This is a genomic window from Caballeronia sordidicola (assembly GCF_001544455.2).
GTDB classification, from domain to species: domain Bacteria; phylum Pseudomonadota; class Gammaproteobacteria; order Burkholderiales; family Burkholderiaceae; genus Caballeronia; species Caballeronia sordidicola.
Window position 1 is genome coordinate 246,971 of the sequence record NZ_FCOC02000001.1, and the last position, 25,603, is coordinate 272,573.

A 25,603-nucleotide genomic window follows, 5' to 3' on the forward strand; every position below is an offset into this window, starting at 1 on the left:
GTTTCAACGCGAGTTGAAACGGCTTTTTTATGCGCGTTGCTGCCGGCACTGCTCGAAGATGCACACCGCCGCGGCCGCCGCCACATTCAACGATTCCATTCCGCCCGGTTGAGGAATGGTCACGCGAAGCGCCGCGTTATCGCGCCAGAATCGTGAAACGCCCGCGCCTTCGTTGCCCATTACCCACGCAAGCGGACCGGATAAATCGGCATCGTAGATTGCCTTTGCGCCGTGCGAATCCGTGATGGTCACGAGCACGTTGGGATTCAGCCGCGACGTCAGATCCGCTGTCTCGACATCTTCGTAAATGCTCAGCAGAAAATGCGCTCCCATCCCGGCGCGCAGCACTTTCGACGACCATGCGTACACCGTGCCGGGCACGCAAAACACGTGCTGAATGCCCGCGGCGGCCGCGCTGCGCAAAATGGAACCGACATTGCCAGCGTCCTGAACGCCGTCGAGGATCATGCAGGTTTGATCCATGCGCTCAGGCAACACAAGTGTAGGCTTCTCGACCAGCAACACCATACCCACGCCATGCACGACGCCCGACAACTGCCCGAACAACGCATCGGGCAATGTATAAACCCGCGCCGGATCGATTCGCCCGACAATCTCGCGCGCTTCATCGTGCCGCAACACGCCCTCCGTCACCACGCACGTTTCGGGTTGCCCGGCGGCTTGCAAATAGGCATCGGCGAGATGCAGGCCTTCCAGCAACGCGTGTCCGCTGCGGCGCTGCTGCGCCGTCGATCCGGCGAGCGCCTTCAACCGCTTGTAAAGCGGGTTGTCCCGCGAGGTTATGGATTTCACTTGAGGGGAATCAAAACGGAGGTGCGTCGACACTCTGCTCGGCAGCGGCTACCGCAAGCAATTCCGGAGCAACGGCTGGCAGCGGCGAGCCGAGTCGTGCATGAGCCTCGCGCACGGGCGCAAAAGATCGCCGATGATGCTCGCAAGGCCCGTGTTCGAGCAAGGCCTTCAGATGCTGTGGCGTGCCGTAACCGGCGTGAGCATCGAAGCCATAAACGGGATGGGTGCCGTGCAATTGCAGCAGCATCCGGTCGCGCGTGACCTTGGCCAGGATCGACGCCGCCGATATCTGTGCAATCAGTGCGTCGCCGCCGATTACAGCCACGGAACGCATCGATAAGACCGGACACCGGTTGCCATCGATTTTAGCGACCGTCGGTGCGACCGATAGCCCTTCCACCGCACGCTTCATGGCAAGCATGGCGGCATGGAGAATGTTGATGGTGTCGATTTCCTCGACGCTCGCCGACGCCACGCAGTACGCGAGCGCGCGATCGACGATCTTCTCGTAAAGCTCTTCACGCTTCTTGGCGCTCAATACTTTCGAGTCATCGAGGCCGCGAATTTTCGGCTTCGATGGATCGAAGATGACCGCCGCCGCAACCACCGGACCGGCCAGCGGACCGCGCCCGGCTTCATCGACGCCGCAAATGATGTCGGCCGGGGAATCGAAGTCGAACTCCGGCTGTTTCGCGCGCCGAACTACACCCTTGACGACGATCTTCGCCATTACCGCGGCCTCCTCGTTTCCAGCACCTGCGCCACCGCATCCGACGCGCGTTGCGCTGTATTCTGGCGCAGCACATGGTGCATTTCAGTGAAGATTTCCGTCAGTGTCGCTCGGTTCGCTTCGTCGTTCAACTGTTTGAGGGTTGCGTCGGCGAGCGCTTCGGGCGTGGCAAAGTGCTGCAGGATTTCCGGCACGACAAAGCGCCCCGCCAGGATATTCGGCAAGCCAACATACGGCAGATAACCCTGGCGCTGCATGATCTGGCCCGTGAGCCAGGGCACCTTGTACGAGATGACCATCGGCTTTTTCAGCAGCGCCGCTTCGAGCGTCACCGTGCCGCTCTTGACCAGAATGGCGTCGGCGGCGGTCATCGCACGCTGGGCCTGGCCTTCCGTGATGGTCAGCGCAAGGTTCGGATGCGCCGCCACGAGCGGCTGCAGCAGTTCGCGCAACGCGGCGGTCGCAGCCGGCATTACGAAACGCACGCCGGGTTCGCGCTGCTGCATCAGTTCCATTGCGTCGAAAAACGTCGGGCCAATCAGCCCGATCTCCGAGCGCCGGCTGCCCGGCAACACGGCGATGATCGGGCCACCGGCAGGCAGCCCAAGCTCGCGCCGGGCGCCATCCACGTCGGGAACAAGCGGGATTTCGTCGGCGAGCGGATGGCCTACGTAGGTAGACGCCACGCCTGCCTTCGCCATCAGCGCGGGTTCGAACGGAAACACGCACAACATGTGATCGACGGCTTTCACGATCTTCTTGATCCGGCCGCCGCGCCAAGCCCAGATGGAAGGACACACGAAATGCACGGTCGGAATGCCTGCATCGCGCAGTGCGTGCTCCAGACCAAAATTGAAATCAGGCGCATCCACGCCGATAAACACCGACGGCGGCTCCGCAAGCAGTTGACGCTTGAGCTCGTTGCGAATGCCTAGGATCTCGGGAATGTGCTTGAGCGCTTCCACATAGCCACGGACGCTGAGCTTTTCCATGGGCCAGTGAGCATCGAAACCCGCGGCCGTCATGCGCGGACCGCCGATTCCGCTGAACTGCGTACCCACAGGCAAACGCGCGTTCAGGCCGTCGAGCAGCGAAGCCGCGAGCAGATCGCCCGACGGCTCGCCTGCGACCATCGCAACGCGCAACGGTGCGGGCGCGAGCGTCATTGGCCGCTCGATCAACGGATGATGCCGCGTTGCGACGCGTCGATGAAATCAGCCAATGTGGTGACCGGCGCATCGCCGTCACCGCCCGCGGACGCGAGTTCGCGCAACTGCACCTTCGCTTCTTCGAGCGTCGCGCCGCTCTTGTAGACCAGCCGGTACGCCGAGCGCAGCGCGGAGATGGCTTCAGCCGAAAAGCCGCGTCGCCGCAGCCCTTCCACGTTGATGCCATGCGGTTCGGCCTTGTTGCCGGCCGCGATCACGAACGGCGGAATATCCTGCACGAGCGCCGAAGCGCCACCCAGCATGGAATGCGCGCCAATCCGCACAAACTGATGCACGCCCGACATGCCGCCCACGACCGCGTAGTCGCCAATGATCACGTGGCCCGCAAGCTGCGCGTTGCTCGACATGACAATATTGCTGCCCAACTGACAGTCATGGCCGATGTGCACGTAGGCCATGACCCAGTTGTCGTCGCCAATGGTGGTCACGCCCGTATCCTGCACCGTGCCCGTGTGAATGGTGGTGAATTCGCGGATCGTGTTGCGATCGCCAATCACGAGCCGGGTGGGCTCGTCCTTGTACTTCATGTCCTGCGGCCGGCCACCGACCGATGAGTAATGGCCAATGCGGTTATCGCTGCCGAGCACTGTGTGGCCTTCTATCACGCTGTGCGAGCCAATGGCCGTGCGCGCGCCGATCTGCACGTGCGCGCCGACGATCGCGTACGGACCGACTTCAACGGATTCGTCGAGCTGCGCGCCCGGTTCGATAATCGCGGTAGGGTGAATCTTGCTCATGCGCCCTCGCTATGTGTTCTGTTGCTTGTCTGCCGCGCGGATTGTGCTGCCTGCGTCGCTTGCACTGCTCGTACCGATCGCACTGCGGCCATTATTTTTCGGTAGCCGAGTTCTTTATTGTGCACATCAGCTCGGCTTCGGCTGCGACCACGCCATCCACTTCCGCCACGGCGCTGAACTTCCAGATGCTGCGCATATAGCGCTCGAAATTCACGTTCAGGATCAGTTGGTCGCCCGGCTCGACCACGCGCTTAAAGCGCGCCTTGTCGATACCAACGAAGTAGTACAACGTCGTCTCCGGATCATGCGGCTCGTCTTCCTCGACAAACGTCAAAAGCGCCGCTGCCTGCGCAAGCGCCTCGAGAATCAGCACGCCGGGCATCACCGGCCGCTTCGGGAAATGGCCCTGGAAATAGGGTTCGTTGATCGACACGTTCTTGAGCGCCTTGATGCTCTTGTGCGGCGTGATTTCGAGCACGCGATCCACGAGCAGGATCGGATACCGATGCGGCAGCAGCGTGAGAATCTTGTGAATGTCTAAATTGATTTTTTCGGTGCTCATAGTCGTTCTGCTCGCGCGCTTCACAGCGCGGGTGTTGACTGCGAAGGCGCTCGTGGATTTCGTCTCGGGCGACTTCGCATGGGATGGCGGTTTTTACCGTCTTAGTGTGCGTCAGGCGTGCTTTGCGGCTTGCCGTACGGCGAGCCTTGCGGTTTATCAACCGCAGCTTCCAGCGTCTTGATGCGCTCGCGCAGCTTGTCCAGATTACGCACAATGGCAGCGCTCTTGTTCCAGTCAGCGTGATTCACGGCGGGGAATGCGCTGGTGTACATGCCAGGCTTCAACAACGATTTCGATACGCCCGACTGTGCCGTGACAATCACGTAATCCGCGAGCGTGACATGGCCGGCAATACCTACGGCGCCACCGATCATGCAGTGCCGCCCAATGTTCGTGCTGCCCGCAATGCCGGCGCAACCCGCTATCACCGTGTACGCGCCAATCCGGCAGTTATGCCCGATCTGCACGAGATTATCGATCTTCACGCATTCCTCGATAATCGTATCGGCCATGGCGCCACGATCGATAGTGGTGTTTGCGCCGATTTCCACGTCCTCGGCAATGACCACCGCGCCGACCTGCGGAATCTTGACCCAGCTGCCGGTACGCGCTGCGCCATCGCCCACGAAATCAGGCGCAAATCCGAAACCGTCCGCGCCGATCACCGCACCTGCATGCACGATCACGCGCGCACCAAGCTTGCAGCCATAATAAATGGTCACATGGGGGTAAAGGTGTACGTCCTCGGCGAGCGTGACGCCCTGGCCTACCGAGACGCCCGCATCCAGCCTCGCGCGTTCGCCGATCACCGCGCCCGCTTCCACGCTCACGTGCGGACCAATCACGGCGCTCGCCGCGACCCTGGCCGCCGGATGGATAAACGCCGTGGGATGCACGCCAGGCAAGACCGGCGGCGTGGCAAGATCAATGAAGACCTGCGCCACACGGGCAAAATAAGCATAGGGATTGGGTGTGACGATAAAGTTGCGTCCATCCGGCGACGCCACTTTTTCCAGGTCGGCCGGCGAGATCAGCACGGCGCCCGCCTGCGTACTCTCTACCTGCGACAAATATTTCTGGTTGGCGAGAAACGCGAGTTGTTCGGGCCCCGCTTTATCCAGCGGCGCGAGGCCGTTCACACGATATCCGGCATCGCCTGCAATGTCTCCGCCGAAGCGCTGTGTCAATTCACCCAACGTGATCGCGCTATCTGATGCCATCCGCTCTACCGCTCCAAATCAGTGCAAATTCAGTAACTTCAGTGATACTTAGTTAGACGTACCCGGATTGGTCGACAGGCTCGACTGATTCGCGGCCAGCGCCTTCAACACCTGGTCGGTGATATCTATCCGCGGACTGACGTACACCGCTTCCTGCACGATCAGGTCGTAATGCTGCTGCTCGGCAATCTGCTTGATGACCTTGTTGGCCCGGTCCAGCACGCCCGCAAGTTCCTCGTTGCGGCGCTGGTTCAGGTCCTCACGAAACTCACGCTGCTTCCTCTGGAAATCCTGATCCAGTTGCGACAGGTCACGTTGTTTGGCGGCGCGATCTGCGGGCGCCATGCCCGCTCCGTTCTTGTCCATGGCGTCCGACATGGACTTCAAACGCGCGGCCATGTCCTGCAGCGCTTTGTCGCGCTTCGAAAACTCCTGTTCGAGCTTCGATTGCGCCGCCTTGGCCGCCGCCGACTCGCGCAGAATACGATCGGAATTGACGGCGGCAATCCGGGCCTCTTGCGCGTCTGCGGTAGCCACGCCCATCAGTCCAAATGTCACCGACATCAAAAGCGCCAACGCCACATGTTTCGAAAGCTTACCGGTTCGCAAAGTCTTCCTCACGTTACTTATTTACACCACTTGATTTATGTTGCAGCAAGATTCGTCCCGTCTCGACCGGTTCCTGCTCTCACTTCGAACCGGGTCGCCAAAGCCGCTTGACCCGATATTAGAACGCCGTACCAATCTGGAACTGGAACTTCTGATACTGGTCGCCTTCATGTTTCTGCAGCGGGAAACCCAGGCTCAGCTTGAGCGGACCAATTGGCGAAATCCACGCCAGACCCACACCGTAACCATAGCGCAGGCCGTTCGCCCCAGTGGTCGTGCCGCCTTGACCCGGATCGCCCCAGACGTTACCACCGTCGAGGAACGTGAACACGCGCAGCGTGCGGTCATAGCCGGTACCCGGCAATGGGAACGTCAACTCGATATTACCCACCGCCATGCGCGAGCCGCCGATCGGGTCACCCGTGGTGGTATCGCGAGGACCGAGGGAGCTTGGTTCATAGCCTCGAACCGAGCCGATACCACCCGCATAGTAGTTCTTGAAGATCGGGTATGTCTGGCCCTTCAGGCCCTTACCGTAGCCGCCTTGCAGGTTCAGGCCCAGCACGAAGCCGCGGGCGAACGAATAGTAATACTGGGCTTGCGCGTCGACCTTGACGTAAGTGGTGTTACCCGCGGGAGTGCCATATTCAGCATTCGTCTGCGTGTAGTAACCGCGGCTCGGGACCAGCGCGCTGTCGCGATTGTCCCGCGACCAGCCCACTGTCACCGGCACGTTGTTCACGACACGGCCGAACTCGTTGACGTAGTCCTTGTAGCTTTGCGGCGTCGATGCGTCGACGTCGAGCGTGTTCTGCTCCAGGCCCGCGCCGAAGTACACCGTGTCCTGCTCCGAGAACGGAATCCCGAACTTCAGGTCGCCACCCACCGTCACGATCTTGAAGCTCGAATCGGTCGAGTAATAGAGCGGCTGATATGTACGGTAATACAGGTCGGTAATGCGCTTGATGCCGTCGATGGTGAAGTACGGATCGACCTGGGTCACCGTCAACGTCCGGTACGTCTTGGCGGTATTGATGTTCACCGAGAGGCTGGTTCCCGAGCCGAACACGTTGTCCTGGGACACGCCGGCCGAGAGCACCACCTTGTCCGTCGATGAAAAACCCGCACCCAGCGTGATCGCGCCGGTCGGTTTTTCGGCGACCTTCACGTCCACGTCCACCTGGTCGTTCGTGCCTTCGACCGGAATGGTCGTCACGTCGACGTCGGTAAAGTAACCGAGACGATTCACCCGATCCTTCGAGAGCGCGAGGCGGCTCGAATCGAACCACGAGCTTTCGAGCTGGCGCATTTCCCGGCGCACGACTTCGTCGCGTGTACGCGTGTTGCCGACAATATTCACGCGCCGCACATACACGCGGCGGCTCGGGTCCACGTTCAGCGTGAGGTCGACTGTGTGATTGGCCTGGTTGATCTGCGGCTGCGCATTGACCTGCGCGAACGCATAACCGTATTCGCCCAGCTTGTCGACAATGGCCTTCGTGGTCGCCTGCAGCTTTTCTGCCGAGAAACGATCGCCTGGTTTGATCTTGATGAGCTTGTTCAACTCGGCCTGACGGTCGAGCAGATTGCCCGAAAGCTGGATGGCGCTGATCTTGTACGGCTCGCCTTCATGCAGCGTGACCGTCAGATACATGTCCTTCTTGTCCGGCGAGATGGAAACCTGCGTCGAGTCGATATTGAACTCGAGGTAGCCGCGATTCAGGTAATACGAACGTACATTTTCGAGGTCGCCTGTCAGCTTTTCCTTCGCGTACAGGTCGTTCTTCGTGTACCACGAGAACCAGTTCGGCGTGGAAAGCTGCATTTCGTCGCGCAGCGTGCTCGTGCTGATCGCATTGTTGCCGATGAAGTTGATCTGGCGGATCTTCGCGCTCGGACCTTCTGCCACCGAGAACAGGATCTGCACGCGGTTGCGGTCGACCGGCGTGACCGTGGTCGTGACTTCCGCCGCATAGAACCCGCGCGTCAGGTACTGGCGCTTGAGTTCCTGCTCGGCCTTGTCCACCAGCGCCTTGTCATATGAGCGGCCTTGCGACAGGCCGACCGAGCGCAACGCCTTGATCAGGTTGTCTTTCTCGAACTCGTGGATGCCGGAGAAATCGATCTGCGAAATGGCTGGACGTTCCTGCACCTGCACGACCACCACGTTGCCCTGTGTTGCGATCTGGACATCGTTGAAGAAGCCCGTTGCATAAAGCGCCCGAATGGCTTCGGAAGCCTTGTCGTCGGTGAACGTGTCGCCCTGCTTGATAGGCAAATAGGCGAAAACCGAGCCAGGTTCGATGCGCTGAAGGCCGTCAATCCGGATGTCCTGCACGACAAACGGCGTTGTCGCGTGCGCCGCCATGCCGGTGGCGGCCAATGCTGCGGCCACAGCCGACTTAGGAACAAAGCGATGAGGTTTGAACAACGTGCTTCCCCAGTGTGTATAGCTGCATCGAGCCGGACCGCGTTCGTTCAAGCGCCGCCGGACAAGATGGAAAGGATCAAGGTGAATCAGAAACCGGATCAAAAGCGAATCAGGCGAGCCAAGTCGTTAAAGAGCGCAATCATCGACAAGGCGACGATGCAAACCAGACCTGCTCGCTGCAAAACCATCTGCCATTTATCCGACACGGCTTTGCCTGTTGCGGCTTCAACCAAATAATATAACAGATGCCCACCGTCAAGAACCGGAATCGGTAACAAGTTCAACACTCCGAGGCTAATACTCACGAGTGCGAGGAAAGAGAGAAACGCCGACAAACCGAGCCGCGCGCTTTTGCCCGCGTAGTCCGCGATCGTCACCGGTCCCGAAAGATTCTTGAGCGACGCTTCGCCCGTAATCATGCGGCCGAACATGCGCAGCGAATAAATGCTGATGTCCCAGGTCCGTTTCGCGCCAAGCTGCAGGCTTTCGAGGGGACCGTAACGCACATCGACCGACGGAATGCGCGTGGCAAGCGACGCGCCGATACGGCCAACATTGCGGTTCGTCGTTGCATCGGCCCTGAGTTCCGGCACGATCTGCACGGCGCGCTGCGCGCCGTTGCGCTCGACTGTCAACGAAACCGGCGTACCCGGACGATGCTGCACATAGTCGATAAAACCCATGGCGTTATCGATCTTCTTTCCATCGATTGCGCGCAGCACATCGCCCGCCTGGAGACCGGCTTTCGCCGCCGCGCTGCCCGCTTCCACGCCCGCCACCGACAACGTGCCGCCGCCCGGCTCGAAGCCGAGCTTGTCCATGAAGTCCTGGTCGATGTCCTGGTCGTCGACCTGGCCCACCGTCACAGGGAAGTCGAACGTGCCTTCGCTGGTCTTCGCCGCGAGTACGACGCGCCGCTGGTCGAACGATGCATCGAGGAGTTTCCAGCGCAGGTCGGACCACGAGCGGATCGGCAGCGTGTCGCCGGTAGCGCCGCCGCCTGGCGTCATGTCGCGCATCGAAATAACGGTTTCGCCGCCTTCGAATCCGGCTTTCGCCGCCACCGTACCGGCCGCTGGCGTGGCGACAATGGCGGCTGGCTCCGAGACGCCCGCAGCGAACACGCCCGCGAACAGGAGAATAGCGAGAATGAAGTTGAAGACCGGGCCGGCCGCAACAATAGCAATACGCTTGAACACGGACTGGCGGTTGAACGCGTGCGGCAAGTCGGCTTCGGAAATGGTTGCTTCCGTTTCACGCTCGTCGAGCATCTTCACGTAGCCGCCAAGCGGCAGCGCCGAGATCGTCCATTCCGTGCCGGTGGTCTTGCTGACCCATTTAACGAGCGGCTTGCCAAAGCCGACCGAAAATCGCAGGACCTTCACGCCGCACAACCGCGCAACGCTGAAATGACCAAATTCGTGGACGACGACCAGCACGCCGATAGCCACGACAAACGCAACGATTTCAGTCAGGAAGTTCATGTGCGCCTCAATGCAGGACGCGTTCGGCTTGCGGCGCGTCCATGGTCAGCAGGGCTGAGAACTCGCTCGCGAGACGGCGCGCTTCGGCGTCGGCTGCAAGCACTTCGTCGAGTGTCGATGCACTGCCGTTAGGCATCGCGCTCAACACGCGCTCGACCACTTCGCCAATCGACATGAAGCCGATACGGTGATCTAGAAACGCCTCCACCGCTACTTCGTTGGCCGCGTTGAGCGCAGCGCTCGCGGTGCCCCCGGCTTCCAGCGCCTTCAACGCGAGCGCGAGACACGGGAAGCGCTTCAAGTCGGGTTTTTCGAAGGTAAGCGTTGCGATTTGCGCGAGATCGAGCTGCGCAACGCCGGAATCGACACGATCCGGAAACGCCAGGGCGTGCGCGATCGGCGTGCGCATGTCCGGGTTGCCGAGTTGCGCGAGCACGGAACCATCGGCGTAGGACACGAGCGAATGAATCACGCTTTGCGGATGAATCAGCACTTCAATGCGCGATCCCGGCACGTTGAAGAGCCAATGCGCCTCGATCACTTCGAGGCCTTTGTTCATCATCGTGGCGGAATCGACGGAAATCTTTCGGCCCATCGCCCAGTTCGGGTGCTTGCAGGCTTCGTCGGGCGTGACGTGTTTGAGCGAGGATGGCTCGCGGGTGCGAAACGGGCCGCCCGACGCGGTCAGGATGATCTTCGATACCCCGCCGTGCAACGCCACTTCACGCGGCAGGCACTGGAACACGGCGTTGTGCTCGCTATCGACCGGCAACAGGACCGCGCCGTTATCGCGCACTGCATCGATAAAAATCTGCCCCGACATGACCAGCGCTTCCTTGTTCGCGAGCAGAATGCGCTTGCCCGCACGAGCCGCGGCAAGCGTTGGCGCCAAACCCGCGGCACCTACGATCGCGGCAACCACCGTGTCGCAACTCCCGCTCGCCGAGACGTCCACGAGCGCTTGCGGGCCGTGGCTCACTTCGGTCTTGCAGCCCTTCGCTTGCAGGGCGGCAGCGACTTTCGCGGCCGTATTGGCGTCGCCTACAACGGCGACTTCGGGCTGGAATCGTACGCATTGCTCAACGAGCTTTTCGCCATTGCGATGTGCTGTCAACGCATAGACCTTGAAACGGTCGGGATGCCGTTCCACCACATCGAGGGTGCTCTCGCCGATCGAGCCCGTCGAGCCGAGCAGAGTCAGACGTTTTTGCATAAATCCTTCTTTAGCTGGCGGCCCGATCAACCGGCCGCCGATTTAGCTTCGATTTGGCGCATGTAGCCCCGTCTTTGGCCACGCCCGTTTGGCCACCCGTCAAGCCGCTTTCCTGGCCACTCAACGGCCAAACGATCCGAGCAACAGCAGCGCGATCGGCAAGACGGGCAACAACGCGTCGATCCGATCAAGCACGCCGCCATGCCCTGGGAGCAAGCCGCTCGAATCCTTCACACCGGCCTGGCGCTTGAGCAGCGACTCGAACAGATCGCCGATCACGCTGAACGCGGTCAGCACCGTCAATGAGAGCAGCGCCCCGGGCCAGCCGAGATGCTCCACGAGCGCCGTATAAAGGGTTGGCGCGAAAACCATCGTCGCAGCCGCCGCGGAACCTACGATCATCACCGCCAGCCAGCCGCCCAGCGCGCCTTCGCGGGTTTTGCCCGGACTGATGGACGGCGCAAGCTTGTGACGCCCGAACGCTTTTCCGGCGAAGTATGCGCCAATGTCAGCCAGCCATACGACTAGGAGAAGCGATAGCACGAATGCTACGCCAACCGTGCGCGCCGCCACCAGTGCATGCCAGCAGGCTATAAACGTAACAATTCCCGCAAACAGCAGGAAAACGCGCCACGCGCCTTCGGCCAGCATGGGCTTGCGAGCAAGTGCAAACGGACCAGCCAGGACCCAGAAAATCGCGGCCATCTGATACAAAGGTTTGTAACCGAGGCCGAGCCGCGTGCTGGCCACGAGCGCGACGCCCGCGATCACCGCGTACACCACAGGCGACCCGCCTGTAAGCTTCAGCAGCCGCGCCCATTCCCAGGCCGCGAAAATCACGACGACGGCGATCAGCGCCGCAAAAGCGCCGACCGGCGCGAGAAAGGTGATCGGCAGAAGCACTGCCAGCAAGACGATTGCCGTGATGACACGGGTCTTTAGCATGAAAGGGTATCGGCCTTCTGCGATTGCGGTTCGAGTTGCGCACTCGTGCGTCCGAAACGGCGTTCACGCTCGCCATACGATTCGATCGCGCGTGCAAGCGCCTCCGCGTCGAAGTCGGGCCAGTAGGTGTCGGTGAAATAGAACTCTGTGTAGGCAAGTTGCCACAGCAGGAAATTGCTGATGCGCTGCTCGCCGCCCGTGCGAATGAAGAGATCCGGCTCCGGCGCGTAGGCCATGGCCAGATGCTGCTCGAATGCCGCTTCATCGACCGGGACCACGCGGCCTTCCGCCACCGACTGCTCGGCGAGCTTTTTCGCCGCCTGCATGATGTCCCAGCGGCCGCCGTAGTTCGCGGCAATGGTCAGCGTCAGGCGCGTGTTGCGCGCCGTTTTGGTCTCGGCGCGCTGTATCAGCGCGCGAATGCGGTCGTCGAACATGGAGGTGTCGCCCACCACGCGCAGACGGATGCCGTTTGCGTGCAGTTTGCCGACTTCCCGTTCCAGCGCCGTGACGAACAGGCGCATGAGGAACGAGACTTCGTCGGTCGGACGCCGCCAGTTTTCCGAACTGAAAGCGAACAGCGTCACGAACTGGACGCCCTGGCGCGCGCAACTTTCGACCGTTGCCCGCACGGCATCGACGCCGCGCGTGTGGCCGGCTACGCGCGGCAAGCGCCGCTGCGTTGCCCAACGGCCATTGCCGTCCATGATGATCGCGATATGGCGCGGGACAGCCGCGACATCGGGCACGCGAACGGTAGAGCTGGTATAGGTCATGGCCGCTGAATCTTAGTATCGACAGAGTGACGCGCCGGCACGACGCAAGAGACCGTTATCGGCCTCAAACCGTCATGATTTCGGCTTCTTTCGACACTACGAGCTTGTCGATTTCCGCGACGTTTTTGTCAGTGAGTTTCTGGACGTCATCGCTTGCGCGACGCTCGTCGTCCTCGGAGATTTCCTTGTCTTTCACGAGCTTCTTGAGTTGCTCGTTCGCGTCGCGGCGCAGATTGCGAATCGCGATCTTGGCGTTTTCGCCTTCACTCTTTACCACTTTGGTCAGTTCGCGACGGCGCTCTTCGGTCAGCGCGGGCATTGGCACGCGGATCTGATCGCCCTGGTTCGACGGGTTCAGGCCGAGATCCGAGTCGCGAATGGCCTTTTCGACCACCGGCACCATCTTCTTTTCCCATGCCTGCACGCCGATCGTGCGCGCGTCGATCAGCGTCATGTTCGCGACTTGCGAGATAGGTACGCTCGAGCCGTAATAATCCACCTGGATATGGTCGAGCAAGCCCGTATGGGCGCGACCCGTGCGAATCTTGGCGAGATCGTTCTTGAACGCTTCGATCGACTTCTGCATCTTCTGATCGACGCTTTTCCTAATGTCAGCCACACTCATTTCAGCCTCCGTACTTGCCTTGTTACACGCGGTGCAGGCATGAGAGGCGCCGGTCCCGTAGAACCCGCGCACGCCTCAAGCCTGCTTGCCTTGCTTACCGCGAGAGTTTACACGTGGACGAGCGTACCTTCGTCGTCGCCCTGGATGATGCGCTTGAGCGCCCCCGGTTTATTGATCGAGAACACGCGAATAGGCAGTTTCTGGTCGCGGCACAGCGCAAAAGCCGTCGCGTCCATGACCTGCAGGTTCTTGCCGATCGCCTCGTCGAAGCTGATCGTGCTGTAGCGCGTGGCGCTCGTGTCTTTCTTGGGATCGGCGGAATATACACCGTCCACCTTGGTTGCCTTGAGCACGACCTCCGCGCCGACTTCCGCACCGCGCAAGGCGGCGGCGGTATCGGTCGTGAAAAACGGATTGCCCGTGCCGGCCGCGAAAATCACGACCTTGCCTTCTTCAAGCTGACGAATGGCGCGCGGCCGGATATACGGCTCGACCACCTGGTCCATGCGCAGCGCCGACTGCACACGCGCTTCGATACCGGCGTGACGCATGGCGTCCTGAAGCGCCAGCGCATTCATCATGGTGGCGAGCATGCCCATGTAGTCGGCCGTTGCCCGGTCCATGCCGGCCGCGCCGCCCGCAACGCCACGGAAGATATTACCGCCGCCGATCACGACAGCGAGTTGCGTGCCCATGCGCACCACTTCCGCAACGTCTGCCACCATCCTTTCGATTGTCGCGCGATTGATGCCGAAGGCATCGTCGCCCATTAGTGCTTCGCCGGAGAGTTTGAGGAGTACGCGTTTGTAGGCTGTGGGCATATGAGATTTCCGTTTCGCGCCGAGAGGGAGTGCAACAACGTAGAACTGTAGGGGTGAAACGATATTTACGGCAAGCATCCCATATTGGGCAAGCCGCGGCGGCATGACGGGGTGACCCCGGCTTGCCCATCCGGCGCGGTTCTGGCCGCTATGAGGGTGCGGAACGAACGGTCCTCGATGGGAACGCCAGACCCGCATCCGACTGCTTTTTGCTGCGTTTTTGACGCGATGACAACACGGCGGCGAACTATTCAATGGTCGAGCGGCCCGATTGAAAGGACCGGCTGACCTTCGATTACGAACATTCGCCGCTGCTTGAAACTTGAAGCCTGAAACCTGCTTCCTTAACCTTGCTTGGCGGCGGCCACTTGCGCAGCCACTTCAGCCGCAAAGTCGTCCGTACGCTTTTCAATGCCTTCGCCGACCACGAACAGCGCGAACTTCTGCACCGACGCGCCCGCTGCCTTCAGCATCTGCTCGATCGTCTGCTTGTCGTTCTTAACGAACGTCTGGTTCAAGAGCGACACTTCCTTCAGGTACTTCTGCACGCTGCCGTCGACCATTTTCGCGACGATTTCAGCCGGCTTACCCGATTCGGCAGCCTTTTGCTCGGCGATGCTGCGTTCCTTGGCGATCAACTCGGCCGGAACGTCATTCGAGGACAGCGAAACCGGCTTCATTGCTGCGACGTGCATGGCGACGTCCTTGCCGACCTGCTCGTCCGCGCCCGTGAACTCAACCAGCACGCCAATACGCGTGCCGTGCAGGTACGAAGCCAGCTTGTTGGCCGATTCGAAACGCACGAACCGGCGCACCGAGACGTTTTCACCAATCTTGCCGATCAGCGCGAGACGCACGGCGTCGACCGTCGAGCTTTCCAGCGGCAGCGCCGACAAGGCAGCCACGTCAGCCGGATGGTTCTTCGCGATCAGTTCGGCAACCGTCTTGCCGAATGCGAGGAAGTCGTCGTTCTTGGCAACGAAGTCGGTTTCGCAGTTCAGTTCGACCAGAACGCCCACGCCATTGGCGATATGCGCCGCGATAATGCCTTCAGCCGTCACGCGCGATGCCGCCTTGCTCGCCTTGTTGCCAAGCTTCACACGCAGCAGTTCTTCGGCGCGATCCATGTCGCCGTCGGCTTCCGTCAGCGCTTTCTTGCATTCCATCATGGGCGCGTCGGTCTTTGCGCGCAGTTCTGCCACCATGCTTGCGGTAATTGCCGCCATCATTTGCTCCTTGAGTCTGTGCCGTGCCTGGGGCACGTAAATCGCACTATTGACACGCGCCGCCGGCGAAAAACACCCGCGGCCAGAATGGGGTACTGCCACTACTTCAACACTATTCGATGACCCGCATGTTGCGCCGCGCAATGCGTCGCCGACCACTTTTGCTGCAGCGACTTCGGCTGGCTAAAAAAAGGGGGCCTTTCGCAAAGCCCCCTTTCTTGCCGGACACATCACATCGGCGTCAACTGCCGTGAATTACGCTTCTGCGTTGACTTCAACGAACTCGTCGCCTTCACCGCTGCGAACGGCCTGCACCACCTCGTTCACCGCGTTCGAACGGCCTTCCAGGATTGCGTCGGCCACGCCTTGTGTGTACAGCGCGACAGCCTTGCTGGCGTCGTCGTTACCCGGGATCACGTAGTCGATGCCTTCCGGCGAGTGGTTCGTGTCGACCACGGCGATAACCGGAATACCAAGCTTCTTGGCTTCGGTCACTGCAATCTTGTGGTAACCCACGTCGACCACGAAAATCGCGTCCGGAATGCCGCCCATGTCCTTCACGCCGCCAATCGACTTCACCAGCTTGGCCATTTCGCGTTCGAACAGGAGCGCTTCCTTCTTGCTCATGCGTTCCGTTTCACCGGCTTCCAGCGCTGCTTCCATGTCCTTCAGGCGCTTGATCGATACTTTCAGCGTCTTGAAGTTGGTCAGCATGCCGCCGAGCCAGCGTGCGTTCACGAAAGGCATGCCGGCGCGTTGCGCCTCTTCTGCCACCGTGTCGCGCGACTGACGCTTCGTGCCCACGAACAAGATCGTGCCGCGATTCGCTGCCAGTTGACGCACGTACTTCAGCGCGTCGTTGTACATCGGCAGCGTTTTTTCGAGGTTGATAATGTGAATCTTGTTGCGATGACCGAAAATGAACGGAGCCATTTTCGGGTTCCAGAAGCGCGTTTGGTGACCGAAGTGGACACCGGCTTCCAGCATTTGACGCATTGTTACTGCCATGAGAGTTCTCCGCGAGGGTTGGGTCTTAAGCCGGCTGCCGCATCGGGCGCCTCGTGTTTCTTGACCGGGTTTCCCCGCCACGAGGCGCCGGACACCCTGGGTGCGCCGGCTTGCGATTCAAGTCCGATCCCTTTTTGACGGCCTTTGCGCATCAGCTTTTCAGAAAACGCGTGGTTTTCAGAAAAGCCGGATTGAAAAGACGATTGCAAAGTAGATGCAGACTTAGCCAGCGAGTATATCACGCACCAATGTCGCGTTTCAAGTTGCCCGACTCACCCGGAAGGAGTCGGTTAAAGCCAGTTTTTTGGCGATAAAAACACCGCTGGACCCAAGCCGGGCGGTACTTTTGGCGGTACGAGCGGCGGTTTTTCCCTGCGGCGCCCCGCCTAAGGTGCGATAATGCGCGATTGGCTACGCGCGTTCAGCGCAAAACAGCCGCTTACACGCAGTTTTGATACCTGTTATGTCCATCACGCTGAAAAACGATCACGATATTGCGCAAATGCGCATCGCCTGCCGGCTCGCGAGCGAAGTGCTCGATTTCATCACGCCTCATATTGTCGCGGGCGTCACCACGGGCGAACTGGACCGCCTTTGCCACGAATACATGGTGAAGGAACAGGGCACCGTGCCGGCTCCGCTGAACTACCAGCCCCCGGGCTACCCGCCCTACCCCAAGGCCACGTGCATCTCGGTCAATGACGTCATCTGCCACGGCATTCCGGGCGACAAGGCGCTGAAGAACGGCGACGCGCTGAATATCGATATCACCGTGATCAAGGACGGTTATTTCGGCGATACAAGCCGCATGTTCCTGGTCGGCGAAGGTTCAATTTTGGCGAAGCGCCTGGTACAGACCACGTTCGACTGCATGTGGCTTGGCATCGATCAGATCAAGCCAGGTGCGCATCTGGGCGATATCGGGCACGCCATCCAGAAACACGCCGAAGCACAGGGTTACAGCGTGGTTCGCGAATATTGCGGTCACGGCGTGGGCAAGGTGTTCCACGAAGACCCGCAAGTGCTGCATTACGGCCGACCGGGCACGGGCGTCGAGTTGCAGGCGGGAATGATTTTTACCGTCGAACCCATGATCAACGCCGGTCGACGCGATATTCGCACCATGCCGGATCAATGGACTGTCAAGACGCGCGACCGCAGCCTGTCGGCGCAGTGGGAGCACACGGTGCTCGTCACGCCAACAGGGTATGAAGTGCTGACAGTTTCCGCGGGAACGCAGGCGCCGTCCGAACTGATCGCGGCAACAGCCTGAGTTCAGTCCAACCGGCCATAAACCGCGAGGGCTCTCGTCTCCGGGGCATTTTCGACATCGCGCGTCGCCGGGCCCGCGGGATCGTCCAGCGTGACCCGGTGCAATGAAAGACGGCGAACCCCGCGGTTCGTCGAATACAACGGTTTACCACTGACCTCACCATCCGCCTGCCCATGAGCGTACCTGCCGACGCCCCGCCTATCGCCGACTCGCTGAAAGCCTCTTACAGGACGGCGAAAGCCGCGCTGCTCGAGCGTTTCAAGAGCGCGACCAATGTCGATGGCCTCATGCACGCCCTCGCGCGCGCCACCGACGACGCCCTCAAGGGCGCGTGGGACGCGTGCAGGATGCCGGCATCGGCAGCGTTGCTGGCGGTCGGCGGCTACGGGCGCGGCGAGCTCGCGCCATATTCCGACATCGACATTCTCGTCTTGCTGCCCGATCACGAAACGCCGGATCAGGTGGAAACGCTGGGCGAGCGCATCGAAAAGCTGATCGGCATGGCGTGGGATCTCGGACTCGAGCTTGGCAGCAGCGTGCGCTCGGTGTCGCAATGCATTGATGAAGCGAACAACGACATCACCATCCGGACGTCGCTGCTCGAAGCGCGCCGGATCGTGGGCAACGAGAAACTGGTTGGTGCGTTCGAGGCGCGCTATCAGGAAACGCTTGATCCACGTGCATTTTTTCAGGCCAAGGTACTGGAAATGCGCCAGCGTCACGCGAAATATCAGGACACGCCGTACAGCCTGGAGCCAAACATCAAGGAAAGCCCGGGCGGCTTGCGCGACCTGCAACTGATCCTGTGGATTTCGCATGCGGCGGGCTTTGGCAGCAGCTGGCGCGAACTGGATTCACGCGGACTCATCACCGAACGGGAAGCGAGCGAGCTGCGCCGGAACGAGGGCTTTCTCAAGACGCTGCGCGCGCGCCTGCACGTGATTGCACGGCGGCGGCAGGACATCCTTGTATTCGACCTGCAGACCGCGCTCGCGGAAAGTCTTGGGTACAAGGCGACGTCGTCGAAGCGCGCGAGCGAGCAACTGATGCGCCGTTATTACTGGGCCGCGAAAGCGGTGACGCAGCTCGCCACCATCCTGATCCAGAACGTGGAAGCGCAACTGTTTCCATCGACTAGCGGCGTTACGCGCGTGCTGAACGAGCGCTTTGTCGAAAAGCAGGGAATGCTCGAAATTGCCAGCGACGACGTCTTCGAACGCCAGCCGAACGCGATTCTGGAAGCGTTCCTGCTGTACGAACAAACGCGCGGGGTGAAGGGGTTATCGGCAAGAACGCTGCGGGCAATCTACAACGCGCGCGACCTGATGGACCGCGACTGGCGGCGCGACCCCGAGAACCGGCGGCTGTTCATGGCGATCCTGCAAGCGCCAGAAGGCATTACCCACGCGCTTCGGCTGATGAACCAGACAAGCGTGCTCGGGCGGTATCTGCTGAATTTCCGGCGCATTGTCGGGCAGATGCAGCATGACCTGTATCACGTCTATACCGTCGATCAGCACATCCTGATGGTACTGCGCAATATCCGGCGCTTTGCGATGGCCGAGCACGCGCACGAGTATCCGTTCTGCACCCAGTTGATGGGCAATTTCGAGCGCTCCTGGGTGCTGTACGTTGCGGCGCTTTTCCACGACATTGCGAAGGGGCGCGGCGGCGACCACTCCACGCTCGGCATGGCCGACGCCCGGCGTTTTTGCCGCGATCACAACATGAATGCCGACGACGGCGATCTGGTCGTATGGCTTGTCGAGCAGCACCTGACCATGAGCCAGGTCGCGCAAAAACAGGACACGAGCGATCCTGAAGTCATCAAGCAATTTGCCGCGCTGGTCAAGACCGAGCGCAGGCTGACAGCATTGTATTTGCTGACGGTCGCCGATATCCGCGGCACCAGTCCCAAAGTCTGGAACGCGTGGAAAGGCAAGCTGCTCGAGGATCTGTATCGCGCCACGCGTGCCGTGCTCGGCGGCGCGGAAATGCATGCGCACTCGGAACTCAAGTCGCGTCAAGAAGACGCGCTTGCCTTGCTGCGCCTTGAGACCGTGCCGGAAAACGCTGAAAAGGCACTGTGGGACAAGCTGGATGTCGGCTATTTCCTGCGCCACGACGCCGCCGATATTGCCTGGCAAACCCGCGTGCTCTACAAGCATGTGGAAAGCGAAAAGCCGATCGTGCGGGCGCGGCCGTCGCCCATTGGCGCAGCGCTCCAGGTGCTCGTGTACGTAAAAGACCGGCCGGATCTGTTCGCCGGCATTTGCGCTTATTTCGATAAAAACGGTCTTTCAGTCCTCGATGCACGCATCACGACGACCCGTCATGGCTACGCGCTCGACAATTTTCTGGTCGCGCATCCGGATCATGACGGGCATTATCGCGACATTGCAAACCTCGTCGAACAGCAACTGAGCACGTTGCTGACCGCCGAGGGCATCTTGCCGGAGCCGTCGAAGGGACGGGTTTCGCGGCTGGTGCGCACTTTCCCGATCACGCCGCGCGTGGATTTGCGTCCCGACGAACGTGGTCAGTATTACATCCTGTCCGTGTCGGCCAACGACCGGCAGGGCCTCCTTTATTCGATCGCGCGGGTTCTCGCCCAGCACCGGATCGGCGTCCATGCGGCGCGGATCAACACGCTTGGCGAACGCGTGGAAGACGTGTTCCTGCTCGACGGCAAAACCCTATCCGACAACCGGACGCAAATCCAGGTCGAAACCGAGCTGCTGCGCGCGATCGCAGCCTGAGAATCTATGCGCGTCAAACTGACAGCGAAACATCCGCGACCGGCTTCGCCGGCGCGTTCCCCCGTTCGTACCGGCAGTGCCGTTGGACGGAAAAAACCGCCTCGTGCGGAAGCGCCGGGCGGAGACCGGCCTGTGAGGGTTGATAAGATGGATCGGCCTTCTACATTGCGTGGTGCCGGCGGGGATCGTGGACCGCGTCCTGCGTTTGGTGAACGTGGCGCTCCGCGTGGTGATCGTCCTTCGGGAGATGGCGAGCGCCGTCCGTTCACGCCGCGTGGCGATGCGCCGCGCGGTGCGGGCGGTGATCGCGGGCCGCGTCCTTCGTTTGGTGATCGCGGCGCTCCGCGTGGTGATCGTCCTTCGGGAGATGGCGAGCGTCGACCGTTTACGCCGCGTGGCGATGCGCCGCGTGGTGCGGGCGGCGATCGCGGGCCGCGTCCTTCGTTTGGCGATCGTGGCGCGCCGCGTGGCGACCGTCCTTCGGGCAACAGCGAACGCCGGCCGTTCACACCTCGTGGCGATGCGCCGCGCGGTGCGGGCGGTGATCGTGGGCCGCGTCCTTCGTTTGGCGATCGTGGCGCGCCGCGTGGCGACCGTCCTTCGGGCAACAGCGAGCGCCGTCCGTTCAGCCCTCGCGACGACGCACCGCGTGGTGCGAACAGTGACCGCACGCCCCGCCCGGCATTCAACGACCGCGCCGCGCCGCGCAGCCCGGCCACCGATCGCGGACCGCGTCCATCTTTCGGCGATCGAAGCGCTCCACGCAGCGATCGTCCGGCTGGCGATGGCGAGCGACGCCCGTTCAAGCCCCGCGAAGATTCTCGCGGCCCCGGCAGCGATCGCGCGCCGCGACCCTCATTCAACGACAATGGCGCACCACGCCGCGAGCGCAACCACGCGCACGACGGCAGCCCGCGTCCGGCCTCCTTCGACCGCCAGCGTCCCGCAGGCGATCGGCCGTTTGCAAAACGCGCGGCATCGCCGGAACGCTTTGGCGACGAGCGCAAGCCAGTACGCAAGCCGGCAGCAAAACCCTCGAAACCGCGCAACGCCGACGCACCACCCTCTCCGGCACGCATCGCACGCGAAGGTGAAGACGGGCTCGTGCGATTGTCGAAGGTGATGTCGGAACTTGGCCTTTGTTCACGTCGCGAAGCCGACGAATGGATCGAAAAAGGCTGGGTGCTGGTGGACGGCGAAGTCATTGATACGCTCGGCACCAAGATCCGTCCGGATCAAAACATCGAGATCGCTCAAGCCGCGCACGCCGCGCAAATGCAGCAGGTGACCATCCTGATCCATAAGCCGGTCGGCTATGTTTCGGGTCAGGCGGAAGACGGATATCAACCGGCAGTCACGCTGGTCAACCCGTCGAACCATTGGGCCGATGACCAGTCCGGCATCCGCTTCTCGCCTTCGCATCTGCGCACGCTCGCACCCGCGGGACGTCTGGATATCGATTCCACGGGTCTTCTCGTGCTGACACAGGATGGCCGTGTGGCGAAGCAGCTTATTGGGGGCCATTCGGAAGTCGATAAAGAATATCTCGTGCGGGTGAAATTCGGCGAGCACGAACTCGATATTGAATCGCATTTCCCGCCTGTAAGTCTGGCCCTGCTGCGCCACGGACTGGCGCTCGACGATGTTCCGCTCAAGACCGCACAAGTAAGCTGGCAAAACGGTGAACAACTGCGCTTTGTGTTGCGGGAAGGCAAAAAACGCCAGATTCGGCGGATGTGCGAGCTGGTTGGCCTGGAAGTGGTCGGCTTGAAACGGATCCGGATGGGACGCGTGACGCTGGGTGCACTACCGCCGGGACAATGGCGTTACCTCGGCGCAGACGAGGCGTTTTAGGCGAATCTACGAAACACGCGGCGCCAGCGATCTGATAAGGGCGTCGCGGAAAAACGACGGAATTGGCACAAATCGATGTGAACGGCACCTGCCGAGCACATCGATTTTTTTTGACCGATTTTTGGTTAAAGAAAATATGACTCATGACCGATAGGCAGGTACGCGTGCAATTTACCGTTTTCAGCCGCGTGTGCTTTGCGAAAGCTACTGGAGAATTGCCATGTCCGTTGAGATCATTGTTCGCGAAACAAAAACCGGCCTCGAAATCGTCAGCGGCCGACGCCGCCTCGACGCACTGCTCGCCTTGCGCGACGAAGTCGTGGTGATGAGTCCTGGCATTGGTGAAGTAGTCATTGCACGTTTGCCGGATGGACGTTTGCAGGCATCGGCGAATCCTGAACACATCAAGCTTTTTCGCCAGCCGGAGGCTGCTTCGGGCAGCAAGAGTTTCGCCTGAAGCATATCAAGCAGCCAATACGACAAAGCCGCCAGTTGCGGCGGCTCGTTCGTAATTGAAGCGTTGATGCAGCGCGTAAACCGATAAAACCGCATCGGTCCCTCTGACGCGCCGCGTCCTCAGTCGTCGGTATTCGGATCCAGTCCAGGGAACAGGATCTCGGTGAATCCGAATTTCGAAAAGTCCGTGACCCGCATGGGATAGAGCTTGCCGATCAAATGATCGCACTCATGCTGGACGACCCGCGCATGAAAACCTTCAGCGAGCCGTTCGATCGGCGAGCCATATTGATCGAAGCCCTGATAGCGGATCATGGAATACCGCTGCACGGCCCCGCGCAATCCCGGCACCGACAAACAGCCCTCCCAGCCCTCTTCCATGTCATGCGACACGGGCGTGATGATTGGATTGATCAGCACCGTTTCCGGCACGGGTTGCGCATCGGGATAACGCTCGTTGTGAGCGAAGCCGAAGATCACGACCTGCAAGTCGACGCCAATCTGCGGCGCCGCGAGTCCCGCGCCGTTTGCATGGCGCATGGTGTCGAACATGTCCTCCACCAGGGCGTGCAGTTCGGGGGTATCGAAATGATCGACAGGCTCTGCGATACGCAACAAACGCGGATCGCCCATCTTGAGGATTTCGCGAATCATGGGGTTTCTCCCTCCAAAAGCTTGCGCATACCGTCTTCGTCGAGCACTGGGACACCGAGTTCCTCGGCCTTGACGAGCTTGCTGCCCGCCTCCGCTCCAGCCACCACGTAATCCGTTTTCTTCGATACCGACCCTGCCACCTTCGCACCCGCCGCCTCGAGCATTTCCTTGGCGTCTTCGCGCGAGAGCGTGGGCAACGTGCCAGTCAGCACGATTGTCTTGCCGGCCAGCACGCCCTGCGGCGCCTTGGGCGCGGGCGGGCCTTCGGGCCACGTCACCTTGCCGGAGCCACGCAACTGCTCGATCACCATCTGGTTGTGCTCTTCGCTGAAAAAGTTATGCAGCGATTCGGCGACGACCGGGCCCACGTCGTTCACTTCCAGCAATTCCTCGACGCTTGCAGTCATGATCGGGTCGAGCGAGCCAAAATGCTTGGCCAGATCCTTCGCCGTGGATTCGCCCACGTGCCGGATGCCCAGCGCATAGAGAAAACGCGGCAAGGTCGTGTGCTTCGCCTTTTCGATGGAATCGTAGAGATTCTGAGCGGATTTATCGGCGAAACGGTCTAGCGCCGCGAGTTTCGCGACGCCCAGATTGAACAGATCCGCCGGCGTGCGCACAATGTTCTGTTCGACCAACTGGTCGATGATCTTCTCACCCAGCCCGTCGATATCCAGCGCGCGCCGCTGCGCGAAATGCCACAACGCCTGCTTGCGTTGAGCCGGGCAAATCAGCCCACCCGTACAGCGCGCGATAGCTTCGTCCGGCAGCCGCTCGATCTTCGACCCGCACACCGGGCATTCGGTCGGCATCACGAATTCGCGCGCGTCATCAGGACGCCGGTCGAGGATCGCGCCGACCACTTCAGGAATTACGTCGCCGGCGCGCCGCACGATCACGGTGTCGCCAATCCGGATGTCCTTGCGCCGCACTTCGTCTTCGTTGTGCAAGGTCGCATTCGTCACCGTCGCGCCGCCGACGAACACCGGCGTAAGGCGCGCGACCGGCGTGATCGCGCCGGTACGTCCGACTTGCACGTCGATGGAAAGCAACTGCGTCAACGCTTCTTGCGCCGGAAACTTGTGCGCGAGCGCGAAGCGCGGAGCCCGCGAGACGAAGCCGAGCTTGTCCTGTTCCTCACGCTGATTGACTTTATAAACCACGCCGTCAATGTCATACGGCAAACCGTCGCGCTTCTCGCCGGTATTGTGAAAAAATTCCAGCAGCCCTTCCGCGCCCTGCACCACACCGCGTTCCGCGTTGACCGGCAGGCCCATCTCCTTGTACCAGTCGAGCAGCGCCGAGTGCGACGAAGGCATCTCCGCGCCCTCCAGAACGCCGATGCCATAAGCAAAGAAGGATAGCTTCCGCTGCGCGGTCATCTTGGGATCGAGCTGGCGCAGACCTCCCGCAGCCGCGTTTCGTGGATTCGCAAATTCGCGTTGTTCCGCCTTGCGCTGGCGGGCGTTCAACCGCTCGAAATCGCGCTTGAACATCAGCACTTCGCCGCGCACGTCGAGCCGCTTCGGGATGTTCTTGCCTTTGAGCTTGAGCGGGATCGAATGGATGGTACGGACGTTTTCCGTCACCTCTTCGCCCGTCGCGCCGTCGCCGCGGGTGGCTGCCTGCACAAATACGCCGTCGTCGTAGCGTAGCGAGATTGCAAGTCCGTCGAATTTCAACTCACAAGCGTATTCAACTGGCGCGTGGCCAAGCGTGTCAGCGACGCGTTTATCGAATGCAACAACGTTTTCGTCAGCGAAACCGTTATTCAACGACAGCATGGGCACGTCGTGCGTGACCGGCTGAAAACCCGTTGAAACCTGTCCGCCAACGCGCTGGGTAGGTGAATCCGGCGTGATCAGTTCGGGCTCGGCCGCTTCGATCTGCTGCAGTTCCTTGAACAGAATGTCGTATTCGGCGTCGGGCAGGTCAGGCTGGTCGAGCACGTAATACGCGTAGTTCGCGCGCTCGAGTTCCGCGCGCAACCATTCGGCGCGCTCGGCGGGCCGATCAGCGCCCGGAATCGGCGCAGTGGAAACAGCGGGCGCTGCTTTCTCTGCTTTGGCAGCGGCTTTAGGTTTGGCGGACATGCGGCAGGACAGGCTAAAGAGTTAAGAGAAACTGACCTGTCGATTGTCTCAGAGAACGGCGGAACGTGGCATCGGCCAAACGGCC

Annotated in this window: 22 protein-coding genes; 4 read left to right on the forward strand and 18 right to left on the reverse strand. The window is 60.9% G+C overall.

Features of this window, described 5'->3' with window-relative positions:
- Nucleotides 1–27: 27 nt before the first annotated feature.
- From AWB64_RS01060 to rpsB, 16 genes are all read right to left on the reverse strand, one after another.
- On the reverse strand, nt 28–813 hold the full coding sequence (locus AWB64_RS01060) for a TrmH family RNA methyltransferase (RefSeq protein WP_060816775.1): 786 nt from the start codon (nt 811–813) through the stop codon (nt 28–30).
- 10 nt (nt 814–823) lie between these two features.
- The gene (rnhB, locus tag AWB64_RS01065; protein ID WP_060816776.1) at nt 824–1,543 is read right to left on the reverse strand and encodes a ribonuclease HII; all 720 of its coding nucleotides are present in this window, start codon (nt 1,541–1,543) and stop codon (nt 824–826) included.
- Nucleotides 1,543–2,709, reverse strand: a complete 1,167-nt coding sequence (lpxB, locus tag AWB64_RS01070) for a lipid-A-disaccharide synthase (protein ID WP_060816777.1) — start codon at nt 2,707–2,709, stop codon at nt 1,543–1,545. The genes rnhB and lpxB overlap by 1 nt, the downstream gene beginning before the upstream one ends.
- Nucleotides 2,710–2,720: 11 nt before the next feature.
- A complete protein-coding gene (gene lpxA, locus AWB64_RS01075; protein ID WP_060816778.1) occupies nt 2,721–3,509 on the reverse strand; it encodes an acyl-ACP--UDP-N-acetylglucosamine O-acyltransferase in 789 nt (262 codons plus the stop codon).
- A gap of 91 nt (nt 3,510–3,600) precedes the next feature.
- On the reverse strand, nt 3,601–4,071 hold the full coding sequence (fabZ, locus tag AWB64_RS01080) for a 3-hydroxyacyl-ACP dehydratase FabZ (protein WP_060816779.1): 471 nt from the start codon (nt 4,069–4,071) through the stop codon (nt 3,601–3,603).
- A gap of 101 nt (nt 4,072–4,172) precedes the next feature.
- A complete protein-coding gene (gene lpxD, locus AWB64_RS01085; RefSeq protein ID WP_060816780.1) occupies nt 4,173–5,291 on the reverse strand; it encodes a UDP-3-O-(3-hydroxymyristoyl)glucosamine N-acyltransferase in 1,119 nt (372 codons plus the stop codon).
- Nucleotides 5,292–5,339: 48 nt separating this feature from the next.
- The gene (locus AWB64_RS01090; protein WP_060817154.1) at nt 5,340–5,855 is read right to left on the reverse strand and encodes an OmpH/Skp family outer membrane protein; all 516 of its coding nucleotides are present in this window, start codon (nt 5,853–5,855) and stop codon (nt 5,340–5,342) included.
- A gap of 163 nt (nt 5,856–6,018) precedes the next feature.
- Nucleotides 6,019–8,331 (reverse strand): outer membrane protein assembly factor BamA, encoded by a 2,313-nt coding sequence (gene bamA, locus AWB64_RS01095; protein WP_060817155.1) that lies wholly within the window; start codon nt 8,329–8,331, stop codon nt 6,019–6,021.
- Between the two features lie 98 nt (nt 8,332–8,429).
- Nucleotides 8,430–9,815 carry an RIP metalloprotease RseP gene (gene rseP, locus AWB64_RS01100; protein WP_060816781.1) on the reverse strand — a complete coding sequence of 462 codons (1,386 nt, stop codon included), beginning with the start codon at nt 9,813–9,815 and terminating at the stop codon, nt 8,430–8,432.
- A 7-nt stretch (nt 9,816–9,822) separates the two neighbouring features.
- The gene (locus AWB64_RS01105; protein ID WP_060816782.1) at nt 9,823–11,028 is read right to left on the reverse strand and encodes a 1-deoxy-D-xylulose-5-phosphate reductoisomerase; all 1,206 of its coding nucleotides are present in this window, start codon (nt 11,026–11,028) and stop codon (nt 9,823–9,825) included.
- A 120-nt stretch (nt 11,029–11,148) separates the two neighbouring features.
- A complete protein-coding gene (locus AWB64_RS01110) occupies nt 11,149–11,973 on the reverse strand; it encodes a phosphatidate cytidylyltransferase (protein ID WP_060816783.1) in 825 nt (274 codons plus the stop codon).
- Nucleotides 11,967–12,749, reverse strand: a complete 783-nt coding sequence (uppS, locus tag AWB64_RS01115; RefSeq protein ID WP_060816784.1) for a polyprenyl diphosphate synthase — start codon at nt 12,747–12,749, stop codon at nt 11,967–11,969. Before uppS ends, AWB64_RS01110 begins: the two co-directional genes overlap by 7 nt.
- Nucleotides 12,750–12,813: 64 nt before the next feature.
- Entirely contained in the window at nt 12,814–13,374 is a 561-nt protein-coding gene (gene frr, locus AWB64_RS01120; protein WP_056352706.1) for a ribosome recycling factor, read from the reverse strand.
- Between the two features lie 107 nt (nt 13,375–13,481).
- Nucleotides 13,482–14,195: a UMP kinase gene (gene pyrH / locus AWB64_RS01125; RefSeq protein ID WP_060816785.1), complete on the reverse strand. Its 714-nt coding sequence runs from the start codon at nt 14,193–14,195 to the stop codon at nt 13,482–13,484.
- A gap of 344 nt (nt 14,196–14,539) precedes the next feature.
- On the reverse strand, nt 14,540–15,421 hold the full coding sequence (gene tsf, locus AWB64_RS01130) for a translation elongation factor Ts (RefSeq protein WP_060816786.1): 882 nt from the start codon (nt 15,419–15,421) through the stop codon (nt 14,540–14,542).
- A 255-nt stretch (nt 15,422–15,676) separates the two neighbouring features.
- Nucleotides 15,677–16,429, reverse strand: a complete 753-nt coding sequence (rpsB, locus tag AWB64_RS01135) for a 30S ribosomal protein S2 (RefSeq protein WP_056352701.1) — start codon at nt 16,427–16,429, stop codon at nt 15,677–15,679.
- Nucleotides 16,430–16,892: 463 nt separating this feature from the next.
- Between rpsB and map the strand changes: the two genes are divergently transcribed.
- From map to AWB64_RS01160, 4 genes are all read left to right on the forward strand, one after another.
- Entirely contained in the window at nt 16,893–17,702 is an 810-nt protein-coding gene (map, locus tag AWB64_RS01140; protein WP_060816787.1) for a type I methionyl aminopeptidase, read from the forward strand.
- A gap of 173 nt (nt 17,703–17,875) precedes the next feature.
- Nucleotides 17,876–20,461, forward strand: coding sequence for a [protein-PII] uridylyltransferase (locus tag AWB64_RS01145; protein ID WP_060816788.1), 2,586 nt, complete (start codon nt 17,876–17,878; stop codon nt 20,459–20,461).
- 6 nt (nt 20,462–20,467) lie between these two features.
- Nucleotides 20,468–22,315 (forward strand): pseudouridine synthase, encoded by a 1,848-nt coding sequence (locus AWB64_RS30690; protein ID WP_075643212.1) that lies wholly within the window; start codon nt 20,468–20,470, stop codon nt 22,313–22,315.
- A gap of 220 nt (nt 22,316–22,535) precedes the next feature.
- Nucleotides 22,536–22,772 carry a hypothetical protein gene (locus AWB64_RS01160; protein WP_060816791.1) on the forward strand — a complete coding sequence of 79 codons (237 nt, stop codon included), beginning with the start codon at nt 22,536–22,538 and terminating at the stop codon, nt 22,770–22,772.
- A gap of 119 nt (nt 22,773–22,891) precedes the next feature.
- On the opposite strand, the gene def is transcribed toward AWB64_RS01160, so the two are convergent.
- Both def and ligA read right to left on the reverse strand, forming a co-directional pair.
- The gene (def, locus tag AWB64_RS01165) at nt 22,892–23,425 is read right to left on the reverse strand and encodes a peptide deformylase (RefSeq protein ID WP_060816792.1); all 534 of its coding nucleotides are present in this window, start codon (nt 23,423–23,425) and stop codon (nt 22,892–22,894) included.
- A complete protein-coding gene (ligA, locus tag AWB64_RS01170) occupies nt 23,422–25,518 on the reverse strand; it encodes an NAD-dependent DNA ligase LigA (RefSeq protein ID WP_060816793.1) in 2,097 nt (698 codons plus the stop codon). The genes def and ligA overlap by 4 nt, the downstream gene beginning before the upstream one ends.
- Nucleotides 25,519–25,603: the final 85 nt, after the last annotated feature.